This is a genomic window from Flavobacterium sp. DSR3-2 (genome assembly GCF_049896525.1).
Classification (GTDB): domain Bacteria; phylum Bacteroidota; class Bacteroidia; order Flavobacteriales; family Flavobacteriaceae; genus Flavobacterium.
On record NZ_JAFCUM010000005.1, the window covers coordinates 172,036 to 198,928 of the forward strand.

General features: G+C 34.6%; 23 protein-coding genes and 1 tRNA gene. 9 read left to right on the forward strand and 15 right to left on the reverse strand.

The features are described from left to right. Positions 1-57: 57 nt before the first annotated feature. The 6 genes from lepB to ACP7AV_RS08825 all read right to left on the reverse strand — a co-directional run bounded on the left by lepB (position 58) and on the right by ACP7AV_RS08825 (position 4,887). Entirely contained in the window at positions 58-1,626 is a 1,569-nt protein-coding gene (lepB, locus tag ACP7AV_RS08800) for a signal peptidase I (RefSeq protein WP_426091632.1), read from the reverse strand. Positions 1,627-1,702: 76 nt separating this feature from the next. Continuing rightward, positions 1,703-2,404: a 4-hydroxy-tetrahydrodipicolinate reductase gene (gene dapB, locus ACP7AV_RS08805; RefSeq protein ID WP_426091633.1), complete on the reverse strand. Its 702-nt coding sequence runs from the start codon at positions 2,402-2,404 to the stop codon at positions 1,703-1,705. A 5-nt stretch (positions 2,405-2,409) separates the two neighbouring features. Then, positions 2,410-2,610 (reverse strand): hypothetical protein, encoded by a 201-nt coding sequence (locus ACP7AV_RS08810; RefSeq protein ID WP_426091634.1) that lies wholly within the window; start codon positions 2,608-2,610, stop codon positions 2,410-2,412. A 45-nt stretch (positions 2,611-2,655) separates the two neighbouring features. Next, positions 2,656-3,216 (reverse strand): DUF5683 domain-containing protein, encoded by a 561-nt coding sequence (locus ACP7AV_RS08815; protein WP_426091635.1) that lies wholly within the window; start codon positions 3,214-3,216, stop codon positions 2,656-2,658. Continuing rightward, positions 3,216-4,115, reverse strand: coding sequence for a ParB/RepB/Spo0J family partition protein (locus tag ACP7AV_RS08820; RefSeq protein WP_426064247.1), 900 nt, complete (start codon positions 4,113-4,115; stop codon positions 3,216-3,218). The genes ACP7AV_RS08815 and ACP7AV_RS08820 overlap by 1 nt, the downstream gene beginning before the upstream one ends. Before the next feature lie 4 nt (positions 4,116-4,119). Next, positions 4,120-4,887 carry a ParA family protein gene (locus tag ACP7AV_RS08825; protein WP_426064246.1) on the reverse strand — a complete coding sequence of 256 codons (768 nt, stop codon included), beginning with the start codon at positions 4,885-4,887 and terminating at the stop codon, positions 4,120-4,122. 403 nt (positions 4,888-5,290) lie between these two features. Between ACP7AV_RS08825 and ACP7AV_RS08830 the strand changes: the two genes are divergently transcribed. Both ACP7AV_RS08830 and trxB read left to right on the forward strand, forming a co-directional pair. After that, positions 5,291-5,365: transfer RNA gene (locus tag ACP7AV_RS08830), tRNA-Pro, on the forward strand. A 132-nt stretch (positions 5,366-5,497) separates the two neighbouring features. After that, positions 5,498-6,445, forward strand: coding sequence for a thioredoxin-disulfide reductase (trxB, locus tag ACP7AV_RS08835; RefSeq protein WP_426064245.1), 948 nt, complete (start codon positions 5,498-5,500; stop codon positions 6,443-6,445). A gap of 477 nt (positions 6,446-6,922) precedes the next feature. On the opposite strand, the gene ACP7AV_RS08840 is transcribed toward trxB, so the two are convergent. From ACP7AV_RS08840 to ACP7AV_RS08850, 3 genes are all read right to left on the reverse strand, one after another. Next, positions 6,923-7,342: a nucleoside-diphosphate kinase gene (locus tag ACP7AV_RS08840; RefSeq protein ID WP_426091636.1), complete on the reverse strand. Its 420-nt coding sequence runs from the start codon at positions 7,340-7,342 to the stop codon at positions 6,923-6,925. A gap of 88 nt (positions 7,343-7,430) precedes the next feature. Continuing rightward, positions 7,431-9,020 carry a bacillithiol biosynthesis cysteine-adding enzyme BshC gene (gene bshC, locus ACP7AV_RS08845; protein WP_426091637.1) on the reverse strand — a complete coding sequence of 530 codons (1,590 nt, stop codon included), beginning with the start codon at positions 9,018-9,020 and terminating at the stop codon, positions 7,431-7,433. Positions 9,021-9,105: 85 nt separating this feature from the next. Beyond that, positions 9,106-11,196 (reverse strand): T9SS type B sorting domain-containing protein, encoded by a 2,091-nt coding sequence (locus ACP7AV_RS08850; RefSeq protein ID WP_426091638.1) that lies wholly within the window; start codon positions 11,194-11,196, stop codon positions 9,106-9,108. A gap of 264 nt (positions 11,197-11,460) precedes the next feature. Here ACP7AV_RS08850 and ACP7AV_RS08855 point away from each other — a divergent pair, with 264 nt between their 5' ends. From ACP7AV_RS08855 to ACP7AV_RS08880, 6 genes are all read left to right on the forward strand, one after another. Continuing rightward, positions 11,461-13,653, forward strand: a complete 2,193-nt coding sequence (locus tag ACP7AV_RS08855) for a B12-binding domain-containing radical SAM protein (protein WP_426091639.1) — start codon at positions 11,461-11,463, stop codon at positions 13,651-13,653. Positions 13,654-13,754: 101 nt separating this feature from the next. Further along, positions 13,755-14,240, forward strand: a complete 486-nt coding sequence (locus ACP7AV_RS08860) for an acetyl-CoA carboxylase biotin carboxyl carrier protein subunit (protein ID WP_426091640.1) — start codon at positions 13,755-13,757, stop codon at positions 14,238-14,240. A 91-nt stretch (positions 14,241-14,331) separates the two neighbouring features. Then, a complete protein-coding gene (gene accC / locus ACP7AV_RS08865; protein WP_426091641.1) occupies positions 14,332-15,771 on the forward strand; it encodes an acetyl-CoA carboxylase biotin carboxylase subunit in 1,440 nt (479 codons plus the stop codon). A 128-nt stretch (positions 15,772-15,899) separates the two neighbouring features. Next, positions 15,900-17,441: an acyl-CoA carboxylase subunit beta gene (locus ACP7AV_RS08870; RefSeq protein ID WP_426091642.1), complete on the forward strand. Its 1,542-nt coding sequence runs from the start codon at positions 15,900-15,902 to the stop codon at positions 17,439-17,441. Between the two features lie 473 nt (positions 17,442-17,914). After that, positions 17,915-19,981: an ATP-binding protein gene (locus ACP7AV_RS08875; RefSeq protein ID WP_426091643.1), complete on the forward strand. Its 2,067-nt coding sequence runs from the start codon at positions 17,915-17,917 to the stop codon at positions 19,979-19,981. Between the two features lie 150 nt (positions 19,982-20,131). Next, a complete protein-coding gene (locus ACP7AV_RS08880) occupies positions 20,132-21,484 on the forward strand; it encodes an NAD-dependent succinate-semialdehyde dehydrogenase (RefSeq protein WP_426091644.1) in 1,353 nt (450 codons plus the stop codon). A 120-nt stretch (positions 21,485-21,604) separates the two neighbouring features. Here the strand turns inward: ACP7AV_RS08880 and ACP7AV_RS08885 are convergent, their stop codons facing one another. Beyond that, positions 21,605-22,084 carry a hypothetical protein gene (locus ACP7AV_RS08885; protein WP_426091645.1) on the reverse strand — a complete coding sequence of 160 codons (480 nt, stop codon included), beginning with the start codon at positions 22,082-22,084 and terminating at the stop codon, positions 21,605-21,607. A 65-nt stretch (positions 22,085-22,149) separates the two neighbouring features. Next, on the reverse strand, positions 22,150-22,290 hold the full coding sequence (locus ACP7AV_RS08890) for a hypothetical protein (RefSeq protein WP_426091646.1): 141 nt from the start codon (positions 22,288-22,290) through the stop codon (positions 22,150-22,152). Between the two features lie 773 nt (positions 22,291-23,063). On the opposite strand from ACP7AV_RS08890, the gene ACP7AV_RS08895 reads away from it, so the two are divergent. Further along, positions 23,064-24,113 carry an outer membrane beta-barrel protein gene (locus ACP7AV_RS08895; protein ID WP_426091647.1) on the forward strand — a complete coding sequence of 350 codons (1,050 nt, stop codon included), beginning with the start codon at positions 23,064-23,066 and terminating at the stop codon, positions 24,111-24,113. 450 nt (positions 24,114-24,563) lie between these two features. On the opposite strand, the gene ACP7AV_RS08900 is transcribed toward ACP7AV_RS08895, so the two are convergent. From ACP7AV_RS08900 to ACP7AV_RS08915, 4 genes are all read right to left on the reverse strand, one after another. Next, positions 24,564-24,719 (reverse strand): hypothetical protein, encoded by a 156-nt coding sequence (locus tag ACP7AV_RS08900; RefSeq protein WP_426091648.1) that lies wholly within the window; start codon positions 24,717-24,719, stop codon positions 24,564-24,566. A 231-nt stretch (positions 24,720-24,950) separates the two neighbouring features. Beyond that, the gene (locus tag ACP7AV_RS08905) at positions 24,951-25,556 is read right to left on the reverse strand and encodes a hypothetical protein (RefSeq protein ID WP_426091649.1); all 606 of its coding nucleotides are present in this window, start codon (positions 25,554-25,556) and stop codon (positions 24,951-24,953) included. Between the two features lie 265 nt (positions 25,557-25,821). Further along, positions 25,822-25,977, reverse strand: a complete 156-nt coding sequence (locus ACP7AV_RS08910) for a hypothetical protein (protein ID WP_426091650.1) — start codon at positions 25,975-25,977, stop codon at positions 25,822-25,824. 547 nt (positions 25,978-26,524) lie between these two features. Continuing rightward, positions 26,525-26,767, reverse strand: coding sequence for a transposase (locus tag ACP7AV_RS08915; protein ID WP_426091654.1), 243 nt, complete (start codon positions 26,765-26,767; stop codon positions 26,525-26,527). Positions 26,768-26,893: the final 126 nt, after the last annotated feature.

The following is a 26,893-nucleotide window of genomic DNA, read 5'->3' on the forward strand; positions in this document are numbered from 1 at the left end:
AAAGTCATAACGCTGTATTAAATGTAGATTTATGACTTTCGACTGTAAGACTTTTGTCTAATTTTTTCTATTTTTTCTTTTTTTCCAAAAATATTCTCCGACGAATAAAATTAGTAATCCAAGTAGAAATAATTTGAAGTATGATTGCGGTTGACCCTCACCACTTACAGTTGTGAAAACTCTGTCCCAACGAATTTTGTTTATTCCTTTTCCGTTTGGATCGATACTCAACCATATGAAAATAGGTTTTCCGACGATATGATTTTCAGGAACAAATCCCCAATAACGACTGTCTTCTGAGTTGTGACGGTTGTCACCCATCATCCAGTAATAATTTTGTTTAAAAGTATAGCTAGTGGCAACTTTACCATTTATTCGGATCTCTGTACCATTTACTTTTAAGTCGTTATTTTCATAATCATCAATAATAGTTTTGTAAAATGGCAATGTTTCGCTGTTCAGCTCCACTGTTTTTCCTTGTTCAGGAATGTAAACTGGTCCATAATTATCACTATTCCATTTATTGATATGCGGGAATACTCCTTTTCCATAGTTTGCCTTGTCAACATCTCTCGATATTTGTCTGATTACAGCAGTTACACCAGGTGTGTTTTTCAATCTTTCCGCTCCGGCTTCAGTCAAGGCACTCATGAAAATAGTGTCTTTTGTAGTTTCATTTATGAATCCTGAAGGATCTGTGATATCTAGCTCTTTGTATAGAGTTTCAAAATCAATAGGCGTTTTTCCATCTATTGCTACTTTATAAGAGAATTGCGGTTTAGCTCGTTCCGGTAATTGTAGTATTTTACCATCGATGTAAACGACACCGTCTTTTATGGATAAATTATCACCGGGAATTCCCACGCATCTTTTTACATAATTTGATTTTTTGTCGACTGGTTTATAAGCGCGTCTTTTTGAAGTGTCAAAAAATCTGTAAACGGTATCAACAGGCCAGTTAAAAACAACGATATCAGTACGTTTTATATTTTGAATTCCAGGCAATCTCATGTACGGTAATTGTGGCCAAGTCAGATACGATTTGCTTTTGGTTAAAGGAATAGAGTCGTGAACCATTGGTAAAGCAACAGTTGTCATGGGAACTCTGGCGCCATAATTCATTTTGCTGACAAATAAAAAGTCACCAACTAATAGAGATTTTTCCAACGAAGAAGTCGGAATCGTGTAAGGTTGAATGAAATAAGTATGAACGATTGTCGCTACAACAACTGCAAAAAGCAATGAGCTAACCGTGTCAGCAGCCTTGTTTTGTGGGCTTAAACTTCTATCAGCTCCATATTCTAATTTTTGGGTATAGTTTACATAATAGATATAGAATCCTAGCGTAATAATTCCTAATAAAGTATCTAATCCAGATCTTTTTCCAAAACTTCTCAATGTTTCAATCCAGATAACTGGGAAGATAATTAAATTGATTATTGGAATAAATAATAAGATAGTCCACCACGTAGGACGACCAATTATTTTCATCAAAATAATTGCATTATAAACTGGAATGGCAGCTTCCCAACGTTTTCTTCCGGCAGCTTCATATAATTTCCAAGTTCCTAAAAAGTGAACTATCTGTACCAGCAGAAAAAATACAAACCATTGAAGTAGTGTCATCGTTTTTTTTTGTTTAAAGTTTAAAGTTTAAGTATGTTTCAGAAGAAACGGTGGCTCTTAAACAGGCGAATAATTTTTATTTTAAATCTAATACGTCTTTCATTGTAAAAATACCTTGTTTCCCCACAATCCATTCCGCAGCAATAACCGCCCCAACTGCAAAGCCTTCGCGATTGTGTGCGGTATGCTTGATTTCTATTGCGTCTACAGACGATTTATACGATACGGTGTGCGTTCCCGGAACAGTCCCGATTCTTTTGGCTTCAATATGAATTTGATCCGCTTCCGGATTTTTTAATGTCCAATTATTGTAGGAGCTATTTTCAATAATTCCTTTTGCCAATGAAATCGCAGTGCCGCTTGGTGCATCCAGTTTTTGTGTATGGTGAATTTCTTCCATTGCTACTTTGTAACTGTCAAATTTCGACATGATTCTAGCCAAATATTCATTTAGTTCAAAGAATATATTTACCCCTAAACTAAAGTTAGAACTGGAGATAAATGCTCCTTTTTTTTCATGGCAAAGTGCTGCTACTTCGTCATAGTGTTCCAGCCAACCTGTGGTGCCGGAAATTACCGGTACATTTGCATGGAAACAGCTTGAAATATTACTCATTGCAGCAGTTGGAACACTGAAATCAATTGCTACATCAGCAGTTGAAAGGCCATCAAAAGTAGTATTTCCATCCTTTTTCAAAACGATTTCATGGCCTCTTTCCAGCGCAATTTTTTCAATTACCTGGCCCATTTTCCCGTATCCTAAAAGCGCAATTTTCATTTTTTTTATTTTTTAAATTTCGAATAATTAAAGAGTCCTGCAGCTAGTAACGCTAATAAAACTCCGGCGATGAATCCTGAAAAGAAAGTGTTCATTCGGATTATATCGAATGTCTTACTTTCGGAATAATTTACTAAAGTGATTAGTAATAAAATGGTAGTTGCAATAAAAAAATATTTCTTCCCAATTCTTTTGATTAATGACATATCGCATTGTTTTATTTATCTAATCCTATCAACTAATTTTTGGAGCTAGAAACTATAATTAAAAGTTAGTCCTACATTCGTCTTTAACGTTACATCATTCGGATAAAGAATAGGTCTTACGGACAAGTTTTCATCTACATTAAACTGGATTAAAGCGGCATCCACATTGGCATCAAGAATATTTAATGCGTAAAACGCCACAGTCATTAAAGCGGATAAATCGCGGTTGCGTTGGTAAAATTTCTGTCCGGCAATCAAACGGTTGTTGTCCAGAAAAGCTAAATCGTCAGTAACGGAACCTTCCAGTCTACTTTTATAAGCGTCTCTATATTGATGGTATTTTTTATTATTGTCAACATAAAAATAAATACTCGTTCCTAAAACTCCATATACAAGCGGTATTTTCCAGTATTTTTTATTGTAAGCCTGACCCAAACCCGGCAGAACGGCGGAATAAAAAGCTGCTTTTGCAGGTGTCAAAGGATCAATGTCATTTGATTTCAAAGTGTCTTCAGCGACCAAAACCGCTTCTGTTTCCGTTTGCGCAAAAACAGTAGTATTTCCCACTGTAAAAAGGAATAGAACGATGAAAATGATTTTGTTCACTATTCGTTTATTAATTTTATGATTCTGTTAAAGTCTTCTTCAGAGTGAAATGGAATAGTAATTTTTCCTTTACCGTTCCCGGCTACTTTTACATCTACTTTGGTACCAAAATAATTAGTAAAAGTGCTTTTTTGAGCATCCGCTATTTCAAACGAAGCTGCTTTTGGTTTTCCGGCAGGTTTAGGTTTTAAACTTTCCTGATAGTTTTTCACCAAAGCTTCTGTATCACGAACCGATAAATTTTGACTGACAATTTTTTGGTAAATATCAGTTTGAATATCTTGGTCTTCAATATTGATGATAGCCCGGCCGTGCCCCATACTGATGAAACCATCACGGATTCCAGTTTGGATTATCGGATCCAGTTTTAAAAGTCTCAAATAGTTAGCAATTGTAGAACGTTTTTTCCCTACACGCTCGCTCATTTGTTCCTGAGTCAATTGAATTTCGTCAATCAAACGTTGATATGAAAGTGCAATTTCAATTGGATCTAAATCGTGACGCTGGATGTTTTCTACCAAGGCCATAACCAATGATTCGTTGTCATTTGCAATACGAATATATGCAGGAACTGTTTTTAATCCCACGAGAGTCGACGCGCGAAGACGACGTTCCCCGGAAATTAACTGGTATTTATTGAAGTCCAGTTTACGCACGGTAATGGGCTGAATTACACCTAATTCTTTGATAGATGTTGCTAATTCTCGCAATGATTCCTCATTGAAATTGCTTCTTGGTTGAAACGGGTTTATTTCAATCGCCTCGATTTCAAGTTCAATAATATTTCCTACGACTTTGTCAGCATTTTTATCGGTAACAGATTTTATATCGTTTTCCGGATCTTTTAATAATGCCGATAATCCTCTTCCCAAGACTTGTTTTTTAAGTGCTTTTGCCATAAAACTATTTACTGTTTTTCTTTATAACTTCTTGAGCCAGATGCAGGTAATTGGTTGCGCCTTTACTTGTAGCGTCGTAGTTTATGATGCTTTCGCCAAAACTTGGTGCTTCACTCAATTTTACATTTCTCTGAATGATTGTCTCAAAAACCATGTCGTTAAAATGTTTCTGAACCTCTTCAACTACTTGGTTTGACAAACGCAAACGGGAGTCAAACATGGTCAATAACAATCCTTCGATGTCTAAATCCGGATTGTGAATTTTTTGGATACTTTTTATGGTGTTCAGCAATTTTCCTAGACCTTCCAGTGCAAAATACTCACATTGAATAGGAATAATCACGGAATCAGCAGCGGTCAAAGCATTAAGGGTTAGTAATCCCAGCGATGGCGCACAATCTATAATGATATAATCGTAATCATCTTTGACACTTTCCAATGCTTTTTTAAGCATATATTCCCTGTTTTCTTTGTCGACTAATTCGATTTCAATGGCGACTAGATCGATATGTGATGGAATCACGTCTACATTTATGGCAGAACATTTTATGATGGCCTCTTTTGGCGTATGACTATGCTCTAAAATTTGGTACGTTCCTATTTCGACAGATTCAACATCAATTCCTAATCCTGATGACGCATTTGCCTGTGGATCAGCATCAATAAGTAATACTTTCTTTTCTAAAACTCCCAATGAAGCAGCAAGATTAACTGATGTTGTAGTCTTTCCAACTCCTCCTTTTTGATTAGCAATCGCGATGATTTTGCCCATTTATTTTTCTAAATTTTGAACCGTAAAAATACAATTATTTATGGTTTCTAAAAATCTATTTTGTTAACATTTGTTAAAGCTTGATTCCTTGTCTTTTGACACATTCCCATTTTTAGAATGGAATAGATTTTCTGAAGCTATTTTAGCGGTACGTTGAAATCCCCATAGTTCGGGACTGGAACTACTTCTTTTTTTCTGTAGCCGTGATTCAGTTGCTCTTTTGTGTTAAAAAAAAAGGAGTATTTTGGGAAGCTTTTCACGTCCATCTGGGATATGGGACTTGACATTTAAATATGATCTGTAGTTTTGTTTTTATACCGTTTTCTGAGCAAAATAAATTTATTTCTTATTTCCGAAATAGTTTTGCAGAAGCCGAAAATAGTGCTATATTTGCCACCGCTTTCGGGGTGTAGCGTAGCTCGGTTATCGCGCCTGCTTTGGGAGCAGGAGGCCGCAGGTTCGAATCCTGCCACCCCGACTAAAGATCCTTTCTGTATTAACAGAAGGGATTTTTTTATTGCAGAATAATAAAAACTGATGCTTCAGGTTCTGTAATAAAGCAATTATGACTTATTTTTGCATTGTTAAAAAATTATAATTCACACTTACTATGTCTGATACAATCGAAAAAATTAAATGTCTTATTATAGGTTCTGGTCCAGCAGGTTATACTGCAGCTATTTATGCAGCCAGAGCAAATATGAATCCTGTTTTATACCAAGGAATGCAGCCAGGAGGTCAGCTGACAACAACCAACGAAGTAGAAAATTGGCCTGGAAATCCTGAAGGGATAACTGGTCCAGAAATGATGGTGGGGTTGCAGGCACAAGCACAACGTTTTGGAACTGAAGTACGTGATGGTTGGGCTACTAAAGTTGATTTTTCAGGTGAGATCCATAGAGTCTGGATCAATGATACGATAGAATTGCATTGCGAAACCGTAATTATTTCTACAGGAGCAACAGCTAAATATTTGGGAATGCCATCAGAACAGCACTATTTAAAAATGGGTGGCGGAGTTTCGGCATGTGCAGTTTGCGACGGTTTTTTCTATAGAAATCAAGAAGTAGTAATCGTAGGCGCAGGAGATTCAGCTTGTGAAGAAGCACACTATTTGTCCAAACTTTGTAAAAAAGTAACCATGTTAGTGCGTAGCGAAAAATTTAGAGCTTCTAAAATCATGGAAGAGCGCGTTCGGAAAACAGAGAATATTACCATATTAATGAACCACGATACTGTTGAAGTATTAGGAGATGAGCAGGTAGTTACTGGGGTAAAGGCTTTAAACAAAAATACTAATGAAGTTTTTGATATTCCTGTTACCGGCTTCTTCGTAGCTATTGGACACAAACCCAACACAGATATTTTTAAAGATTTTATTACATTGGACGAAACAGGATATATTATCAATACTCCTGGAACTTCCAAAACAAATGTTGAAGGCGTTTTCGTAGCGGGAGATGCTGCTGATCATGTGTATCGTCAGGCGATAACTGCGGCCGGAACTGGTTGTATGGCTGCTCTTGATGCCGAAAGGTATTTGGCTGCCAAAGAATAAGATTTATTTAGAAGTTTATTTGAGATAAAAGATAATAGACTCATAGATAATAGATTTGTTGAAAGATATGTTGTCCTGATAATTTTTAAATGAGTTATCCTTTAAAAGTTTGACTAGATTTACAATTTAAAACAGCTAAATCGGAACAGAAGTAATTCTGTTCCGATTTATTTTTTCCCATTATTTAAATTTGATTTAATTTTGTTCCTTTATTTTGTTTGAAGGGAACATATTAATGGAAAAACCCAATCAGACTAAGGCATAAATAAAGATATATTATAATCTCTTTTCGCTTCACATAATTTATATTTGCTTCCATAATGATGGTTTTTTGTGTATCGCTATTTCAGGACGGGACATTTTGTGTATCGTTATTTCAGGACGGGAGATTTGTGTAAAAAAAAATCCCGTTTCAATTTTGAAATGGGATTTTTTGTATTTTTATTTTCAGTTTAATTTGCGACAGAAAACTGAATACTAGAACTGCTGTCTTCCAGCAAAATGGAACGCACCTTCAATAGCTGCATTTTCATCGCTATCAGAACCGTGAACTGCATTTTCTCCGATAGAAGTTGCGTATGCTTTACGGATAGTTCCTTCAGCAGCTTCAGCTGGATTTGTAGCACCAATTAAAGTTCTGAAATCTTCAACTGCATTCTCTTTTTCTAAAATTGCAGCAACAATTGGTCCTCTTGACATGAATTCAACTAATTCACCGTAGAATGGTCTTGCAGCGTGTACTTCGTAAAAAGCCTGAGCATCAGCAACAGTTAATTGTGTTAATTTCAAAGAAACGATTTTGAAACCTGCAGTTGTAATCATTGCAAGTATGTTTCCGATGTGTCCGTTAGCAACAGCATCAGGCTTAATCATTGTAAATGTTCTATTAGTAGCCATCTTTTTATTTTTTTTTAATTTTGTGCAAAATTAGTATTTTTTTATTGATTATTTTTACAAATACGGCATTCAAATGAGCGTAATCTGATTAAAGTACAATAATATCAAATGTATTATCCAATGGTTTGAGTTGTTTAATCAATGTTGGAATCAGATTTTCACCATATTCCAAATAAAATTCAGAGAAATTAGTTTGTCGTTCCTGTAGACTTTGGTTCGGGAATAACTCGTTTTGCAAGTCGGTAATGCGTTGTAAAATATCGAATAACTTTCTTTTTTGTGCTTTCAGCAAACGTTTCTCCAGATTTTCTAATCCTTTAATTTGTTTTGATTCCTGCGCTTTTACAGCTCCAAGAAAAGATTCATCTGTTTTATTCGCTACTTCATAAAGCGTGCTAAATTGTTTTTGCAATTGGGCTTTTAGATGCGTTAAATCAACTGGGAAATCTGATAATACTGTAGTTTTAGTATTTACTAAATCGGGCTGTTTCGAAAATAAATTCGCCCAATTCAATTCTAATTTGTCTGCTTTTTTCGCTTGTTTTTCAGTGGCTAATAGCACAGAGTTTCTCAATAAAAGAATTGGAAAAGTTACTTTTGCAGCAGCAAAAAAGGATTTTAGTTCCAACCAATACGCAATTTCTCCACCTCCGCCGATATAGCATAAATTTGGCAAAATCACCTCCTGAAACAATGGACGCATAATCACGTTTGGACTGAATTTTTCGGGATGATTTTCTAAAAGGGTTAGAATTTCTGTTTCAGAAAACTCTATTTTAGTATGGTTTACTTTGTAAATATCGTTTTCAAATAGGATGCGTTCTCTGATGTCATCTTCAATATAAAACAAATTGATTTCTCGTGGGTTTACCTGAACCGTGTACTCTTTTAATTTTTCAGCAGTTTCCAACACTAATTTGTGAGAAGATTGCTGTAATAATTCTTCTTTTATATAAGGTACAAAGTTGCGTTTCAAATCTTGATTATCTGCATCCAAGATGACTAACCCATACGCACCAAAAAGCGAATTTGCTAAAAATCTCGTGGCATCTGCTAAATTATCGTGAGCAAGGTACGAATCGGTAAATAGTTTTTTTATCGTTTCTGCATTCGTACTAGAGCCTAATTCCAGCGCATATACTTCAAGGAAATCAGCTAAACCTGCAGTAGACAATCGACCAACAGGACCTGTACTTTCTTTGTTCCAACGGAATTTTTTGCCTTTAAAATTGAAATAATTGATTTCTTCAAAATCATGATCCTCGGTTGCCATCCAGTAAATGGGTACAAAATTATAAGTTGGATATTTCGCTTTTAATTCGGTTGTCAAATTAATAGTCGAAATGATTTTATAAAAAAAATATAAAGGTCCGCTGAAAAGATTTAATTGATGACCAGTTGTAACCGTGAATGTATTTGGATTATTTAAAGCTTCAATATTTTGATTTGTTAAAGCCGACGTTTCGCTTTTAGCGTATTGTTTTTGTAAAACGGAAACTAAAGTAGCTCTTGATTTATCATTAAAATTAGCTTGCTTCTCCTGAATTTGTTCTTCGAAGTTTTTAAGAGTTGGAAAACGATGGTATAAAGAGTGAAGATTGCTTTTTTCTTCTAAATAATCATTCATTAAAGCAGAAAAATATCCTGAGTTCTGATAGCTGATACAGTCGGTGGGCATGTTTTGAGTTTCTAAATTTGATGCTAAAGTACTAAAAAGTAAAGTTAGGTTTTTTTGGTTTAAGATATGTTTAGCAAAATAATACTTATCGCTTCAAACTAAAATGTCCTTTGTATTCTTTTCCATCAGTTCTGGTTGCTACAAACCAATAATCATCGGATGGAAGTTCGTGTCCATTCAAGGTTCCGTTCCAAGGTCCATTTTGGTTTAATTCTTTGATTAATTTTCCATAACGGTCAAATATTTTTACAGTCAAGTTGGATTCCGAGTCTGAAAATTTAATATTCCAAGTATCATTAAAGCCATCGCCATTTGGAGTGAAGTATTTTGGAAATGACACTGATGGATCATCAATTGTTAAATCACAATCTCCAACTGCCGAAATCCGGGTATTTATCAAAATGCGACTACTTTCACAATCGTCGATAGTTTGTGATGCATAATAATTCCTTTCGTTTTGTAGTAAAGTTGTTTTCGGTAATACTGAACCTCCCGTTATTGAATCATACCATTTTATATTTTGGCCGGTGATAATTAGATCACTTAAAGTCGCATTTTGTTGCGTACAAAATTCCTGCGGAGAATTTGCTGTAGGTAAGGGTTGAACATTAATCACAATAGTTACGGACTTTATAGCATCACATCCACCAGTTCCAGTGATGTTACAGCTATATTGACCACTTTGTGATGCATTTGTATTTAATATTGATGGATTCTGTTCTATCGAAGTAAAACCATTTGGTCCTGTCCAAGCATAATTTGTTCCACCAGTTGCAGAAAGCTGTATGGAATTACCCCGACAAATTGGAGAATTGCTGGTTGCCGAGAGATTTTGAGAACATAATTTGAGTTTAACCACCCAAAAATCTTGCAATCCACTTTTATTTTCTGTTTTATCTCCGGATATATTAGATTGTGACCAGCCTAACGTTACATAGCCTCCATCTTTGGCTTGTACTATGGATTGCGTCTGGTCAAGACTATTGCCTCCTATAGTTTTATCCCATTCAAATTTACCGCTGGAATCGAGTTTTACCATCCAATAATCGCGTTGTCCTCTTGACACTTCTGTTTTATTACCTGAAATTCCTGAATATGACATAATACCAAGAATAAAACCGTTGTCTGAGGTCATTCGGATGTCAGCTAATATTTCCGTATCATCTCCTCCAATGACTTTTTGCCAAAGAATTTGCCCATCGTTGTTTAATTTTAGAAGCCAAGCATCATCAGAGTTGTTGATTTTGTTCTCCCTTTTTTCTCCAGAAATAGTAGAAAAAGAATTACCTCCTATAAGGTAATTTCCATCAGATGTTGCTATTATAGATTTTGCGTAGTCACCATTATTTCCTCCAATTGCTTTTTGCCATACTATAGCTCCTAAACTATCTATTTTTATAACCCAATAATCACCTCCGCCTCTTGAATTTTGAGTTTTGTCACCTGAAATATTTGAATGTGAAGATCCCGCTAACAGATAACTACCATCGGGTGTTTTTATCATAGATTGGACCCAATCACCGTTACTTCCTCCAAATGTTTTTTGCCACATTATATTTCCGAAAGAGTCAGTTTTTATGATCCACATATCAAGACTACCGCGACTATTCTCTGTTTTTTCACCTGAGATATTAGAATCTGATGAACCTCCTATCAGATAACCTCCGTCAGAAGTTTCAATAATTGATGTTAATCGATCCACTCCAGTTCCACCAAAAGTTTTATCCCAAATAATATTTCTGTTAGCATCCAGTTTAACGATCCAATAATCATCAGCTCCTCTTGAGCTTTGCGTTTTTTCTGCAGATATTCCGGAAGAGCTGTAGCCTCCAAGAATATAACCTCCATCTTTTGTTTCTTTTCCTGATGTTAAATGGTCAAAATTGTTTCCGCCAATAGTTTTTTGCCATAATAAATTACCAGACTTGTCATCAATTTTTATAAACCAATAATCACCTGCACCTCTTGAATTTTCACTTTTATCGTCAGATATATTAGAATACGAATATCCTCCCAAAAGATAATTCCCATCATTTGATACTTCTATAAAATCACCCCAATCGTAATCATTACCTCCAATTGTATTTTGCCATTGTATCGTTTGAGAACTAATTTTGCTAGGAAAAAACACTATAATTATTAAAGAGAATATAATGAATTTTATTTTTTTTATCATTTAGTTTGGGGCTTATAATTTGTAACGGTTTAATTTCTATTTTCGAGTATGTGAAAGTGGGTTGTTAATAAAAAAGGAAAAGTAATTTTTGTCTCATATAAATAATTTAACCAAGCGTAAATGTAATTAAATATCTACAGATTACGTAAAAACTAAAAATGACTTTATTTTATATTTGAATCCAAAGAATAAATAAAAATGCAGCCTTTTACTTTTGTTGAAAGAACAGAATTATCCCTTATTTTTGCACCAAACTTATTTCTTTTGAAAACCAAATTATTCTTAATCACGCCGCCTTTTACTCAACTGAATACACCGTATCCGGCAACCGCATATATTAAAGGGTTTCTGAATACCAAAAACATTGAGTCTGTTCAAGCAGATTTGGGTATCGAAGTGATTTTGAAATTGTTTTCTAAAGAAGGTTTGGAGAATGTGTTTGCATTTACAGCTTCCAACAACCAAAATCTAACACCCAACTCCCAAAGAATTCAAGCTTTACAAGATGAGTACCTAAAAACAATAAATCCCGTAATTGCTTTCCTTCAAGGAAAAAATCCAACATTGGCGCTTCAAATTTGTCAGGAAGATTTCTTGCCGGAAGCGTCTCGATTTGCACAATTGGAAGAATTGGATTGGGCTTTTGGAACGATGGGAACGCAGGATAAAGCGAAACACTTGGCGACTTTATACCTTGAAGATATTTCAGATTTTATTGTCGAATGTGTTGATGCTAATTTTGGTTTCAGCCGTTATGCAGAACGATTGGGGCGGAGTGCGAATTCTTTTGACGAATTATATGAAACCCTGCAACAGGAACCAACTTATATTGATACCGTTCTTCTTTCTATTTTAAAAGAAAAAATAGAGACCATCCAGCCTACATTATTCTTGATTTCAGTTCCGTTTCCAGGAAATTTATATTCGGCTTTTCGTTCAGCACAATGGGTAAAAAAGCATTATCCAAACATTAAAATTTCGATGGGTGGCGGTTTCCCGAATACCGAATTGCGGTCGCTTTCTGACGCTCGTGTGTTTGAGTTTTTCGATTTTATTACGTTGGATGATGGCGAAATGCCAATTGAAGAATTAATTTCCAATATTGAAAATTCGGATTACAATTCCTATAAACGAACCTTTCTATTGGAAGAAGAAAAAGTAGTTTATAAAAATAATTCCTTAAAACACGATTACAAACAATCACAAGTGGGAACGCCTGATTATTCGGATTTATTTTTGGATAAATACATTTCGGTTATCGAAATTGTGAATCCAATGCATCGCATGTGGAGTGACGGACGCTGGAATAAACTTACTATGGCACACGGGTGCTATTGGGGAAAATGTACATTTTGTGATATTTCTTTGGACTACATCAAAATTTACGAACCCGTAGCTGCTAATTTATTGTGCGATCGAATGGAGGAAATGATTCACCAAACAGGTGAGAATGGATTTCATTTTGTTGATGAAGCTGCTCCTCCGGCTTTGATGCGCGCTTTGGCACTAGAAATACTTCGCCGAAAATTAGCCGTAACGTGGTGGACAAACATTCGATTCGAAAAAAGTTTTACCAAAGATTTGTGTTTGCTTCTAAAAGCTTCCGGTTGTATTGCCGTTTCTGGCGGACTCGAAGTCGCTTCTGATAGATTATTAAAACTGATTGATAAAGGCGTAACGGTGGAGCAAGTGGCGAAAGTCACCCGAAATTTCACTGAAGCAGGCGTAATGGTGCATGCCTATTTAATGTACGGATATCCTACACAAACCATTCAAGAAACGGTTGACAGTCTTGAAATGGTGCGTCAATTATTTGAAGTTGGTGTATTACAGTCGGGATTTTGGCATCAATTTGCGATGACCGCGCACAGTCCCGTGGGTTTGTATCCAGAGAAATTTGGTGTGGTAAAAGAAACAGAAATCATTGGAACTTTCGCCAATAACGATATTAATTATACGGATGCAACAGGAATCGACCATGATAAATTTAGTTTTGGACTTAAGAAATCCTTGTTTAATTTTATGCACGGAATCTGTTTTGAGTATAAACTGCAAGATTGGTTCGAATTTAAAATTCCAAAGACTACAATTTCACCCGATTTTATTTTTGATGCACTTCAGGAAGAGAATGAATTCAATATTAAACCTACAGCAAAAATCGTTTGGTTGGGCGGGAAGCCATTTTTAGAACACTTTACCAAATCTAAAAAAGGAAATTCTTGGGAAATGATGACCCTGACTTTTCATGATAAAAAGGAAAGTTTCTCTATTCAAACTAATAAAAATGAAGGAGAATGGTTGGTAGAAATGTTACAGAAAATCTCCGTTTCTAATGCTAAAATTTATAATTACCAAGAAATTAAAGCTGATTTTGAATCACTTCTGGAAGACTTTGAATTATTTTGGTACTCAAAACCAATTAAAATCCTTAGAGAGTTTGGATTATTAGTTTTGTAAATTAGTTTTATTAAACTATATTAAATTAGCATAAAACTTTTATTTTTCGATTACGAAAACGTTTTCTTTTACTTATTTTTACGATTCTAAAATAAAAACAAATGAGTATTGGTTATAAAGTTAATGTAAACGACACTTTTCATTTTGATTTGGAAAAGGAAAGTGTTTCACAACTGGATGCAGTGAGCGTGGAGACGAATAAATTCCATGTATTACATGAAAACACTCCTTATCAGGCAGAAATCATAACTTCTGATTTTCTTCAAAAAAACTACACCGTCAAGGTAAACAACAACACGTACACCATTGCTATTTCAAATCCTTTGGATATTTTGATTAAGGAAATGGGATTTGAAACCGGACTTACCAAACAAGTCAATTTCATCAAAGCACCTATGCCCGGATTGATTCTAGAAATCAGTGTGGTGGTAGGACAAACTGTAAAAGAGAACGACAACCTAATTATTTTGGGTGCCATGAAAATGGAAAATAGTTTTCTATCTCCGCGAGATGGAGTTATCAAAAGCATTTGGGTACTTATTGGAGACGCCGTGGATAAAGGACAGTTGTTAATTGAATTCGAGTAGAGATAAAAGATACCAGATAAAAAGAACCAAGAATTTATATTTCTTTGCTCTTGCAGCAAAGCGGTCTTTATTCTTTTAGTCTTATTTAAATATGAAAAAAATATTAGTTGCCAATAGAGGTGAAATTGCCATCAGGGTGATGAAAACCGCACAAAAAATGGGCATAAAAACCGTAGCAGTGTATTCAACGGCCGATAGAAATGCACCGCACGTGAAATTTGCGGATGAAGCCGTTTGGATTGGAGACGCCCCTTCTAGTCAATCCTATTTATTAGGAAGTAAAATTATAGAGGTTGCGAAATCTTTAAACGTGGACGCCATTCATCCGGGTTACGGATTTTTGAGTGAAAATGCTGATTTTGCCGAAGAAGCCGAAAAAAATAACATCATTTTTATTGGTCCAAAGTCGAAAGCAATAAAAATCATGGGAAGTAAACTAGCGGCCAAAGAGGCTGTTAAGCAATACAATATTCCGATGGTTCCCGGTTTTGACCAAGCCATTACGGATGTCGAAAAAGCAAAAGTGGTTGCCAAAGAAATTGGTTTTCCAATACTGATTAAAGCCTCTGCCGGTGGTGGTGGAAAAGGAATGCGAGTGGTTGAAAGTGAAGCTGATTTCGAATCTCAAATGGATCGCGCCATTAGTGAAGCGATTGCTGCCTTTGGAGACGGTTCGGTTTTTATCGAAAAATATGTGGGCTCGCCAAGACATATCGAAATTCAGGTGATGGCAGACAGTCATGGAAATGTTTTGTATTTATTCGAAAGAGAATGCAGCATCCAGCGTCGTCATCAAAAAGTAATTGAAGAAGCGCCTTCTTCGGTTTTAACACCGGAATTGCGAAAAAAAATGGGTGAAGCAGCTGTTTTGGTGGCCAAATCCTGTGATTATTTAGGAGCAGGAACCGTCGAATTTTTATTGGAGGAAAATAACAATTTTTACTTCTTGGAGATGAACACGCGTTTGCAAGTGGAACATCCCGTTACAGAATGGATTACCGGAACCGACTTGGTAGAACTGCAAATCAGAGTTGCCAGAGGAGAAGCATTGGCAATCAAACAAGAAGATTTGAAAATAAAAGGGCACGCGATGGAGTTACGTGTGTATGCCGAAGATCCTATGAATGATTTCTTGCCAAGTGTCGGTCATTTGGATGTGTATCAATTGCCCGTTGGTGAGGGAATTCGTGTGGATAATGGTTTTGAACAAGGAATGGATATTCCTATTTATTACGATCCAATGTTAGCCAAATTGATTACTTACGGCGAAACCCGCGAAGAAGCGATTCAAGTTATGTTAAAAGCCATTGAAGCTTATAAAGTTGAGGGTGTACAAACAACCTTACCGTTTGGGAAATTTGTTTTTGAACACGAGGCGTTTCGTTCCGGGAAATTTGACACGCATTTCGTAAAAAACTATTACAATACGGATGTGTTGAAAAAACAGATGGCACAAGAAGCTGAAATCGCTGCTTTGGTGGCTTTGAAACAATATTTTGAAGATCAAAAAATCGTACGCTTACCTATCTAAAATATTTATTCACAATGAAGAGATTTAATTTTAATTAGAAAAAGCAGCACTTAGTTTTCTTAATAACTTAATGGTTTGAAGGAAAATTAGATAAAAATTAGCGGATCAGCGGTTAAAAAAGAACAAATATGAAAGACAAAATAAATATATTAAACGATATAATTGCTGAAGCTCATTTGGGTGGAGGTAAAAACAGAATTGCAAAACAACATTCCAATAAAAAACTTACTGCAAGAGAACGGGTCAATTATTTGATGGATGAGGGTTCTTTTGAAGAAATTGGTATGTTGGTTACACACCGAACATCTGATTTTGGAATGGAAAAAGAACTGTATTACGGGGATGGTGTCATTACGGGATATGGAACCATAAACGGACGATTAGTCTATATTTTCGCACAGGATTTCACGGTTTTTGGTGGCTCGTTATCCGAAACCCATGCCGAAAAAATCTGTAAAGTCATGGATATGGCAGTCAAAATGGGATCGCCCATGATTGGACTTAATGATTCTGGTGGCGCTCGTATTCAGGAGGGTGTTCGATCTCTGGGTGGTTACGCCGATATTTTTTATCGAAACGTACAAGCTTCAGGAGTGATTCCGCAAATCTCTGCTATTATGGGACCCTGCGCGGGTGGAGCGGTATATTCTCCTGCAATGACTGATTTTACGATGATGGTTGAAGATACCAGTTATATGTTTGTAACAGGGCCGAATGTTGTGAAAACCGTCACGAATGAAACCGTGACTTCGGAGGAATTGGGTGGTGCGAGCACACATTCTAGTAAATCGGGTGTGGCTCATTGCACGTCGGCTAATGATGTGGAATGTCTGGAGGATTTAAAACGCTTGTTAAGTTATTTGCCGCAAAGCAATAAAGAAAAAGCACACAATTTACCTTATGACCTGAACGATGAGGTTCGTACTACACTAGCGAATATTATTCCCGATAATCCAAACAAACCGTATGACATGCACATGGTGATTGGGGGAATTATTGATGAAGATTCTTTTTTTGAAATTCATAAAAATTATGCCGAAAATATTCTGGTTGGTTTTGCCCGATTGGCAGGAAAAAGCATTGGAATTATAGCAAACCAACCGATGGTTTTAGCAGGCTGTCTTGATGTGAACAGTTCGAAAAAGGCGGCTCGATTTACCCGTTTTTGCGATTGTTTTAATATACCGTTATTGGTTTTGGTGGATGTACCGGGCTTTTTGCCTGGAACCGATCAAGAATGGAGCGGGATTATTGTTCACGGTGCAAAATTGTTGTACGCTTTAAGTGAAGCAACCGTGCCGAGAGTTACCGTGATTACTCGTAAAGCTTACGGTGGTGCGTATGACGTGATGAACTCGAAACACATAGGCGCCGACATGAATTTTGCTTGGCCAACAGCTGAAATTGCCGTAATGGGAGCTAAAGGGGCATCTGAAATTATCTTCAAGAAAGAAATAAATGAAGCCGAAGATCATGAAGCAAAACTGTTAGAAAAAGAAGCGGAATACGCTGATTTGTTTGCGAATCCGTACACTGCAGCGCAACGTGGTTTTGTAGATGAGGTAATTTTACCCGAAGACACCAGACGCAAATTGATAAAGACCTTTAGCATGCTCGAAAATAAAGTAAGCATTACTCCTAACCGAAAACACGGGAATATACCTTTGTAATTATTAGATAGAATTAAATAAAAATTAATTTTTGAACTGCCCCAAAAAGTTACATACTATTTGGGGTTTTTTATGAAAAAAAATTCGAGAATCCGAATAATGTTTTATGATGTAAGAATTATTCATTTCAGATTTCGTCATAATTATTATTTGGTTTCGGTGTCAGGGGGGACAATTTTTTGAAAAATAAGAAGATATAAATTGGAATTATATCTATGAGATAAAATTTTAATTAGAGCACAAGTTGGATAAAGATTTGGATTTTAGCAACTTAAAAACAAATTGTGTTTATGATAAAGTACGTTAGTTTAAATTGTTGAGTTTTTTTTATGACAAAAAAAGCCTAACTTGCGCCAGCTAAAAAAGTGATATATCTTACAAAACTACAGGTAAGATGATTTGGTTATTTTTTTATTTTCTTACGTCATATGAAGAGATTATTGAACCTAAATACGTATTTTAAATTATTGTTGTTGATTGCATCAGCAACTGTGTTCTTTTTTATTCTATACACTTCATTGTACCTTTATACCGTTCAGGAAGAGAATCGTTTTTATAAAGTGACCTACGACCAATATAATAATGAGGTAAAATCATTATTCAGGCTGAACTCTAAAACGCATACTGCAACAATTATTGATGTTACTTTTTGGGATGAATTAGTCAATTTTACCAAAAAAAAGGATGAAAAATGGTACAATAAGTATGTAGTAAGCGAATTTGAATCGTACGAAGTGGATTATATTGGAATTTATGGTTTAAATCAAAAAATAATAAATAAGACAACATCTGCTAAGCTTAAAAGCTTTGATTTTATTCCAAAAGCGATGATGACTTCACTTTACAAATCTAAATTGAAAAGGTTTTATATAAAAATTCCTGAGGGAATTGTTGAGGTTTTTGCTGCAACAATTCATCCTTCAAATGACCCAAAAAAGAATAAAACAAAACCTTCGGGCTATTTTTTTATCGCGAGGCTTTTAGACAGATCCTTTTTTACTTCACTTGGGAATATTAGCAGTTCTAAAGTTAATTTAGTTGCAGTGGATCACGTCGTTAATGCTGAGGATGATTTTGTCACTGTTGCAGTGGATTTAAAAGATTGGAAAAACAATGTGGTCAGCAAATTACTTTTTAAAAGGCCTTTTAATTTAAATTATAGCAAAACGAAAGAAATTCTTTTTATCGTTGTTGTAGCCTCTTTGTTTAATATTTTAATTTTTACTTTTTACACTAAAAAATGGGTTTATAATCCATTAAAATTGATTAAAAATATTCTGGAAACCGGAAATGTCACTTCTATATATAGTTTAAAAAAATCCAAAGGAGAGTTTGGTTACATTGGAAATCTCTTTGAAGAGAATAGTAATCAAAGGAAGCAATTAGAAATTTCCAAACAAAAAGCAGAGGAAAGCGATACGCTAAAATCTTCTTTTTTAGCTAATTTATCACATGAGATTAGAACGCCTATGAATGCCATTATGGGATTCAGTGATTTGCTTACGGATGCTAATCTGACGGAAAAAGAGAAATTCGAATATTTGAAAATTATCAAAAACAGCGGAAATAATTTAGTGTCAATTATTGAGGATTTAATTGAAATGTCCAGAATTGATGCAAAGCAAATTACACCGAATTATAAAGGGTTGAATATAGAAAAATGCATTGCCGAATTGCATAAATCTATCAAAATTACCATTCCCAAAGAAAAAGATATTGAGTTTTATGTAGTAGAAAGTAGCGATAAGATTCAGAAAAATATTGTTACCGATGAGACAAAACTGAAACAGGTAATTGGAAATTTAATAACGAACGCTGTAAAATTTACAGAAAAAGGCTTTGTTTCTTTTGGATATTTCATAGATAAGGAAAACGATGTTTTAGAGTTTACGATTCAAGATTCTGGTTTAGGAATTAGTAAGGATCATATAAAAGTTATCTTTGACAGATTCAGAAGAATCGAAGACAATGCAACTACCGAAATAACAGGATTGGGACTTGGTTTGTCTATCACGAAGGCGTATGTGGAAATGCTGGGCGGAAAAATAAGTGTAGAATCAACTATGGGAATTGGATCTGTTTTTACATTTACAATACCGTTAAAGTATGATGAAACTGTTGTGGAAAGTATCCCAAAAATAAAGATATCTTTTTCTGGAAATTATGAGAATGAGATTATTTTGATCGCGGAAGATGACAATATTAATTTCTTGCTGTTAAAGAAAATTATAGAATCAAAAAAGCATACCGTTTTACGCGCTAATAATGGTCAGGAAGCAGTAGATATTTGTGCTGAAAACCCCCATATAAGTTTAGTTTTCATGGATATAAAAATGCCAGTCTTAAACGGTTTCGATGCGTTTGAACAAATTAAAATATTAAAACCGGAACTTCCTGTTATTGCCCAAACGGCGTATTCATCCTTTGAAGACAAAGAGCGAATCATGCAATTCGGTTTTATGGACTATATTACAAAACCATTGGACAAAGAAAAAATATTCGAATTATTGGATACTATTTTTGTGGAAATTAATTCTTAAAATTTAATAATAAACAGCACTTAAGATTTCTATTTGATTACTTTTATTATTCTATTTGTCTTTGTTTTTGAATTAATCGGATTGCCTGCTTCTTAAATGATTTTCATTTTTTTTAAAACATACAGACAAAGAATTTAAAATATAATAAACATGATATTTAAATCGATAAATCCATTTTCACAAGAAGTGATTGCGGAATATGAAGTTTTGACGAATGCACAACTCAATCAAAAACTAAATATTTCTGAAACCGCTTTCCAGAAATGGAAAACTACTTCTTTTCAGGAAAGAGCAGACAAGATGCAAAAATTGGCTCAGATTCTCCGCGTAAATAATGAGAAATTAGGAATGCTAATTACAAATGAAATGGGTAAGATTTTATCTGAAAGTATTGCCGAAGTAGAAAAATCAGCGGAAAATTGTGACTTTTATTCAGAACACGCGGAGCAAATGCTAAAAGAGGAAACTTACGATACCCCTTTCAAATCCATGTCGGTTTATGATCCATTGGGCGCCGTGTTTGCCATTATGCCTTGGAATTACCCGTTTTGGCAAGTATTACGTTATGCTGCTCCGGCAATTATGGCGGGGAATGTTACACTTTTAAAGCATGCTCCAAATGTTACAGGCTGCGCTAAAGCTATTGAAAACGCATTCTTAGAAGCTGGTTTTCCCCAAGGTGTATTTCAACAAATTGTGATTGACATTCCTCAAGTCGAGCTTGTAATTGCTGCTGATATTGTTTGCGGCGTTACATTAACTGGAAGTGAAATGGCAGGCTCTTCCGTGGCTTCGTTGGCTGGAAAGCACATCAAAAAGTCGATAATGGAATTGGGTGGTTCTGATGCTTTTATCGTTTTGAATGATGCTAATCTCGAAAAAGCAGTAACAATTGCAACACAATCCAGAATGCTCAATGCTGGTCAGGCTTGTATCTGCGCCAAACGATTTATAGTTACCGAAAAAGTAGCGGATGAATTTGCCGCACTGTTTGCACAAAAAATACAATCAATTCAGCAGGGAAATCCATTACAGCAAGGAATACAAATGGGACCTCTGGCCCGCTTGGATATAGCCGATAAATTAGCGGATCAATTGGAAAAATCATTAAATCAAGGTGCTAAATTAATAGTGGGCGGGGAGCGAGATGATTGTAATTTTCAACCCACGCTAATTGATTTTGTGGATTCAAATAACATAGCGTTTCAGGAAGAAACTTTTGGGCCATTGGCAACAATTATTAGAGCTAAAGATGAGAATGATGCTGTAGCGATTGCCAATAACCACAGATATGGTTTGGCTGCTTCACTATGGACTGAAGATCGTGAGAAAGGTTTACAGTTGGCCAGAAAAATAGAGGCAGGCAATGTTTTTGTAAATTCTCTTGTTCGCTCTGATTCCAGAATTCCTTTTGGAGGAATAAAAAAATCCGGTTATGGAAGAGAATTGGGAACTATAGGAATAAAAGAATTCATGAACATGAAATCAGTGATTATCCAATAGCTGAGACTATTGGGTAAAACAGTAGCGTGCTAAATATATGAAAATCGAGATTAGAACTTGCAGACGCAAATCTACTCTCGATTTTTTTTGTGTTAAAAACTTAAAGCATTCGCTGCATCATCAATACGTGTACATTACCGCTTTCAAATTTTTTGGTTTATCGGAAACAATTACAATAAATGGAGATCCTTTGAGCGCTGCATTTTGTTTCAATCTTTTTTTTGCTGCATCCAAAAAAGATTGATTGGTTTCTCCCTTTGTTTTTCCTAAAAAGCTAGTGACAATGCCGGATTCTTTCAAGCCTTCTGTTTGAGACGGTTTCAATACGATTATTTTCGTGTAGTCAGCTTTTCCTGAAAGTGCTATTTTTTCGGATATGGTTTTCGTCTCTGTTTTTGATTTGTCGTGCAATTTAGAAATTGCATATTGACTAATGCTCTTTTCCTCTTGACTTTGTGGGGTGGTGTAGTACAATAAATTATTTGCTATTTTAATGAAATGCACCTCCATTTTTTTTCCGTTATGTGTGGTGATTTCATGTGTTTGTGCTACTAATGACATTGTTATTAATAGCGTGAGTATTGTGTAAATATTTCTCATTTTTTTGGGATGTAGGTAGATTTATTAAAGCTTTTTTGGAACCTAATTTTATTTTATTAGCGAAACTAAAATGAATATCCATTTTTTGGTGGAGGTGTCACATTTTTTAAAGTATATTCTTTTGCTTTAAACAAATCGTAAGAATAGATGTTCTTTTTTTTGAATGGGCTGTAATCTAAGCTATTGAAATTTTCAATTATTGCCATGAAAAAAGTTTTAGTTTTGTTTTCCAAATTATTTTTTTCTGTGTTCTTTTCGTATTGCTCGTAAAAATCATATTTTTTTTCATTGGATTAAGTAGCAAATTGATCACTTTACCAAACAAAGGAGAAACTGACAAATAACAGCACTACAAAGATTTTGCTCAGCAGTCGAATCATGTTTTAAATGTAATAAAAAAGTAATTTACTAAGAATTAAAATTTTCATAAAAAAGCAAAACTATTGGCACTTTTATTTGGACTGTCATGAGTCGCACTTAAATTGGTGATTAAGAACTTTTTTTTAAAAAAAATGAATTGACTATGCTCATTTTTTATGTTTTAAAGAAAAGTATAATTATCGTTTATTTTTATTAATAACTATTTTTCATGGGGTATGATGATTTAAAAATATGTATTTTGGGTTATTTTCTTATTTAAAATTTATTTTATTGTTTTTTACTATATAAAAAATGGGGTATAAGCTTAAAAAGTAATTGTTTAATCTTTAAAATTGTTTCGTTTAAATATGGAATACCCAGTTATTTTTGTTCATTTTTCATTATTGATAATTCTTCTTTAATCAACGTAAAAAAGTTATAAATAGTAATTTTAGTGAAATAAAAGTTAATAAATTCGTTTCAAGTAAAGGAAAATAGAATACCAAAAAGAGCATTAAAAACATGTTTTTTGATAACAACTAAAGTCCTCTTCTTGAAAAAATTATTAACCAAAACCAAAAAATCACCAAACTAGAGTACTAATTAAAACCAAGTAAAGATGAAAAACCAATTCGCTTCGATTGCAGTACTGTTAACAACAACAGTTACATTTGCACAACAAACAACGTCTGCACCTGCAACTATTTTTGCGGGTTCTGCAGATGCGTACTACAAATATGATTTTTCCGGAATAGATAATAGTTTAACCAGTTTTACAAATTCTCACAACTCATTTGAATTGGGAATGGCTAGTCTCGAGGCTTCTCATAAAATGGGGAAAGCAGCTGTTTTTGTTGACTTGGGTTTCGGAAAGAGGGCGTCGCAATTTACCTATAATGATGATTCGTCTACATTTATGATTAAACAATTATTTTTTACATATGAGTTTTCAGATAAGTTCAAAGTAACTGCGGGAAGTTTTGGAACTCACGTCGGATATGAACTATTGGATGCAGTAGATAATAAAAACTATAGTATGTCTTATGCGTTTACGTACGGTCCGTTTTTTAATACAGGTGTAAAAGCACAGTATATTTCCGGAAAGTTTAGTTTTATGGCAGGAGTGTCAAACCCAACAGATTTCAAGACTACTATTGAAGCCGGTTCTTCTCAAAAAACATTTGTTGGACAAGTTGCATTTTTAGGGGATACTGGAAGCGCTTATTTTAATGTAACTTCAGGAAGCAGTAACCCATCTTCTGATGAAAATAAAACTCAGTTTGACTTTGTTGGTACAAAAAAATTGAGTGATGCTTTTTCATTAGGTTTCAACGGAACATATGCAATGACTATCAATGATTTTGATAGTACTTTGGATGGAGAATGGTTTTCTTTGGTTGGATATGCGAATTTTGCTTTAAATGAAACATTAAGTCTGGCTTACAGATTAGAATATTTTGATGCTAAAGAAGCGACTGCATCACTTGGTTTGTTGGCAGGAAGAAGTTTGGTAGGGAATACATTATCGTTGAATTATAAGGTGGGAAATTTAACAATTATTCCGGAGTTTCATTTAGATACAGCATCTGAAGATATATTTTCAAATAGTGATGCAGCGCCAAAAGGAGTTACGGCTTACGCCTTGCTCGCAACAACTTATTCTTTTTAATAACCTGGTTTTTTTTTGCAGCCAAGATGCTGATACGTATATTAGACTGCCCCAAAAAGTTAGATATGTTTAGAGTATTTTTATGTAAAGAAAATTCAATATGATTATGCGTTTGAGCTTGAATGAGTAAAATTAGTATTTGAAAATATTATTCTTAGCCGCAGTCAATTATAAAAACAACTCCATTCATTTTTCTTTGGTTGTTTTTTACACAATTTATTAAAATGCTTTATAACGGCAGTTCGTATAAGTACCTTCGTTGTCCCTTGTTTGAGTTAATCAGTAAGTAAATATATGTGATTTAAAATATAATTAAAATTCTTTCTGAGAAAAGTCAATTGATGAATTTTGAAATAAAACAACCCATATAAAGCATTTAAAATATCTTTTACGATCCAAAAATGCAGAGCCAATACTTTTAGATACTGTTTTAAAAGATCTGGATCAATTTTAGACAAAATCGAAAGTAAAGCCAAAATCAGTAAGTTTTAGACTCTCTACAAAAAGGTTAATGAGCCTGATTTGGTTGTCTTGGGCAATGGCATCATTTATCGATGAGGCAAAAAGCGGGAGTTGGTTTCTGTTAATTCCGTTGATGAATTTCATCCTTAAATATAATAAAAACCAACGAGTTATGCAAATTATTTGAACGATTTTTAATACAATTTATTTAACAGGGAGGAAGGAGGTTATTAGACAGTTTGACGTCTCGCGGCTTCATGAAGTGGCGAACTTCGTCACCGCATATTTTCCACTAAGATAATTTTTCTTGCGAAAGAAAAATGTGAATTTAGCACATTTCTCGCCATTTCTTGAAACCGCTGTTAGCACCAGTACTTATTTCTCTTTACAGGTTGTCAAGTGTTTTGTGTATTCGTCCATAAACCTGTCGCATTGTTTTTTATAGTCGTCCACGCTTTCAAAATTTCGGTATTCAGGTTTCATATTGTTAAAATAGAAATATACTGTCACACCGTTGCCTGGGAACATTACAAAAGTCCCAAGTGTACTTCCTGTTTCAATTGTATTTCTGCTAAAGCCATAAACTTTATAGCCATTAAATTCAAGTTCGATTAGGTCATTAGTTTCCATATTCTGCGAATGTGAATTTAAATACTTTAAATTGTCAATAAGATTTTTTTGGTCTTTGTCGTACGATTTGCTTTCTGAAAGTTCAATCTTCAAATTTACAAATGGGGCTTTCTTGTTATTGTTGTACAAAACTCTGTAACCATCTATTCGAGTTACTTCAACTTCGCCATTGTCAGTTTTTAATGTCCTCACTTTTTCAGAAGTTTCAGGAAGTCTGTCAGGGTCTGCAACTGTCAAGTTTGTTGAAGTCTTAAATGAAAGATAACACTTTCCAATTTCATTTTTGTTAGTGAAACTTAAAAGTAAAGTTGTCAAGATAATTGTCGAAAACAATGTCAGTTTTGATTTCATTTTTTGTCTATTGTTAATTGTTTGCTGTGTCGTCATAGTATTGGTGCTAACGTCAGTTCGTCTAAAAACCTCTAAACGAACAGTATTTTGTTAATCAGTAAGTAAATATATGTGATTTAAACTACAATTAAAATTCTTTCTGGGAAAAGTCGGTTTAGGATTATCAAAATAAAACAGTCCGTAAAAAGCTTTAAAAATTGCTCTTAGAGTCCCAAAATATAAAGCCAATACTTTTAGATACTGTTTTAAACGATCTGGATCAATTTTAGACAAAATCGAAAGTAAAGCCAAAATCAGTAAGTTTTAGACTCTCTACAAAAAGGTTAATGAGCCTGATTTGGTTGTCTTGGGCAATGGCATCATTTATCGATGAGGCAAAAAGCGGGAGTTGGTTTCTATTGGTTCCGTTGTTGAATTTCATACTTAAATGTACAAAAAATCAACGAGTTGCGTAAGTTATTTGAGCGATTTTTCATACAATTTATTTAACAGGGAGAAAGGAGGTTATTAGACAGTTTGACGGTTTGCAGCTACAAGAAGTTGGCGATTTCAAAGCACTAAACTGTCTGCCAGCACTAAACTTGATACGAAGTATAAAGCTTCAATTAGCCACTGAACCGCCAATTTCTTGTAGGTGCTGTTACCAGTAGTTCTTTTCATTCTGGTGTCTGTACGCTCTTTAATATTTCTAAAATGTCAATTGATAGAACCTCCGTGATGTCGTCTGCCACTTTATTTAATATTTCAATTTTTAAAACTTCTTCTTTTCCCTCTTTAATTGCATTAAGCTGAGGGAATACTTTTAAAATTTGTTCTTCTAATGTGTGTCCTTGATGATGTAAATACCACAGAGGGAGATTATTTCAATACCATTTATTAGTACAACAGCACTGTTTATGCTTACCGTAGGATGTACAACTGTCGCAATTTTAGTGATTATGTAATCAGCAATGAATTGAAGGCTAGATTCAAGTTACAAATGCAACTTTTTGATTAAACATATAATTAGGTGTTTCAAAATTAAATCTTTTTCTTAGTCTATTGTTTAATTTCTCTTGTATTTCTATAATTCTCTCTAAAGTTATTTCATCAAATGATGATGATTTGGGTATGTATTGTCTTATTAATCCATTTAGATTTTCATTTGCACCACGTTCCCATGGGCTGTAAGGGTTGGCAAAGAAAAAATCTATTTCAAGTGCCGAACTGATCTCTTATTGTTGCGCAAACTCTTTCCCATTATCAGAAGTTATTGTATTTATAAAGTTTTTCCAGTTCTGTAGTAATTCGATTGTTGCTAGTTTTACCAATTCACTTTCTTTACTTTCTATCTTCTT

Bases quoted from the DNA above. Each gene is read 5' to 3' on its own strand.
- lepB (WP_426091632.1), bottom strand. From the start codon at position 1,626: ATGACACTACTTCAATGGTTTGTATTTTTTCTGCTGGTACAGATAGTT.
- dapB (WP_426091633.1), bottom strand. From the start codon at position 2,404: ATGAAAATTGCGCTTTTAGGATACGGGAAAATGGGCCAGGTAATTGAA.
- ACP7AV_RS08810 (WP_426091634.1), bottom strand. From the start codon at position 2,610: ATGTCATTAATCAAAAGAATTGGGAAGAAATATTTTTTTATTGCAACT.
- ACP7AV_RS08820 (WP_426064247.1), bottom strand. From the start codon at position 4,115: ATGGCAAAAGCACTTAAAAAACAAGTCTTGGGAAGAGGATTATCGGCA.
- ACP7AV_RS08825 (WP_426064246.1), bottom strand. From the start codon at position 4,887: ATGGGCAAAATCATCGCGATTGCTAATCAAAAAGGAGGAGTTGGAAAG.
- trxB (WP_426064245.1), top strand. From the start codon at position 5,498: ATGTCTGATACAATCGAAAAAATTAAATGTCTTATTATAGGTTCTGGT.
- ACP7AV_RS08840 (WP_426091636.1), bottom strand. From the start codon at position 7,342: ATGGCTACTAATAGAACATTTACAATGATTAAGCCTGATGCTGTTGCT.
- bshC (WP_426091637.1), bottom strand. From the start codon at position 9,020: ATGCCCACCGACTGTATCAGCTATCAGAACTCAGGATATTTTTCTGCT.
- ACP7AV_RS08850 (WP_426091638.1), bottom strand. From the start codon at position 11,196: ATGATAAAAAAAATAAAATTCATTATATTCTCTTTAATAATTATAGTG.
- ACP7AV_RS08860 (WP_426091640.1), top strand. From the start codon at position 13,755: ATGAGTATTGGTTATAAAGTTAATGTAAACGACACTTTTCATTTTGAT.
- accC (WP_426091641.1), top strand. From the start codon at position 14,332: ATGAAAAAAATATTAGTTGCCAATAGAGGTGAAATTGCCATCAGGGTG.
- ACP7AV_RS08870 (WP_426091642.1), top strand. From the start codon at position 15,900: ATGAAAGACAAAATAAATATATTAAACGATATAATTGCTGAAGCTCAT.
- ACP7AV_RS08880 (WP_426091644.1), top strand. From the start codon at position 20,132: ATGATATTTAAATCGATAAATCCATTTTCACAAGAAGTGATTGCGGAA.
- ACP7AV_RS08885 (WP_426091645.1), bottom strand. From the start codon at position 22,084: ATGAGAAATATTTACACAATACTCACGCTATTAATAACAATGTCATTA.
- ACP7AV_RS08890 (WP_426091646.1), bottom strand. From the start codon at position 22,290: ATGGCAATAATTGAAAATTTCAATAGCTTAGATTACAGCCCATTCAAA.
- ACP7AV_RS08895 (WP_426091647.1), top strand. From the start codon at position 23,064: ATGAAAAACCAATTCGCTTCGATTGCAGTACTGTTAACAACAACAGTT.
- ACP7AV_RS08900 (WP_426091648.1), bottom strand. From the start codon at position 24,719: ATGAAATTCATCAACGGAATTAACAGAAACCAACTCCCGCTTTTTGCC.
- ACP7AV_RS08905 (WP_426091649.1), bottom strand. From the start codon at position 25,556: ATGAAATCAAAACTGACATTGTTTTCGACAATTATCTTGACAACTTTA.
- ACP7AV_RS08910 (WP_426091650.1), bottom strand. From the start codon at position 25,977: ATGAAATTCAACAACGGAACCAATAGAAACCAACTCCCGCTTTTTGCC.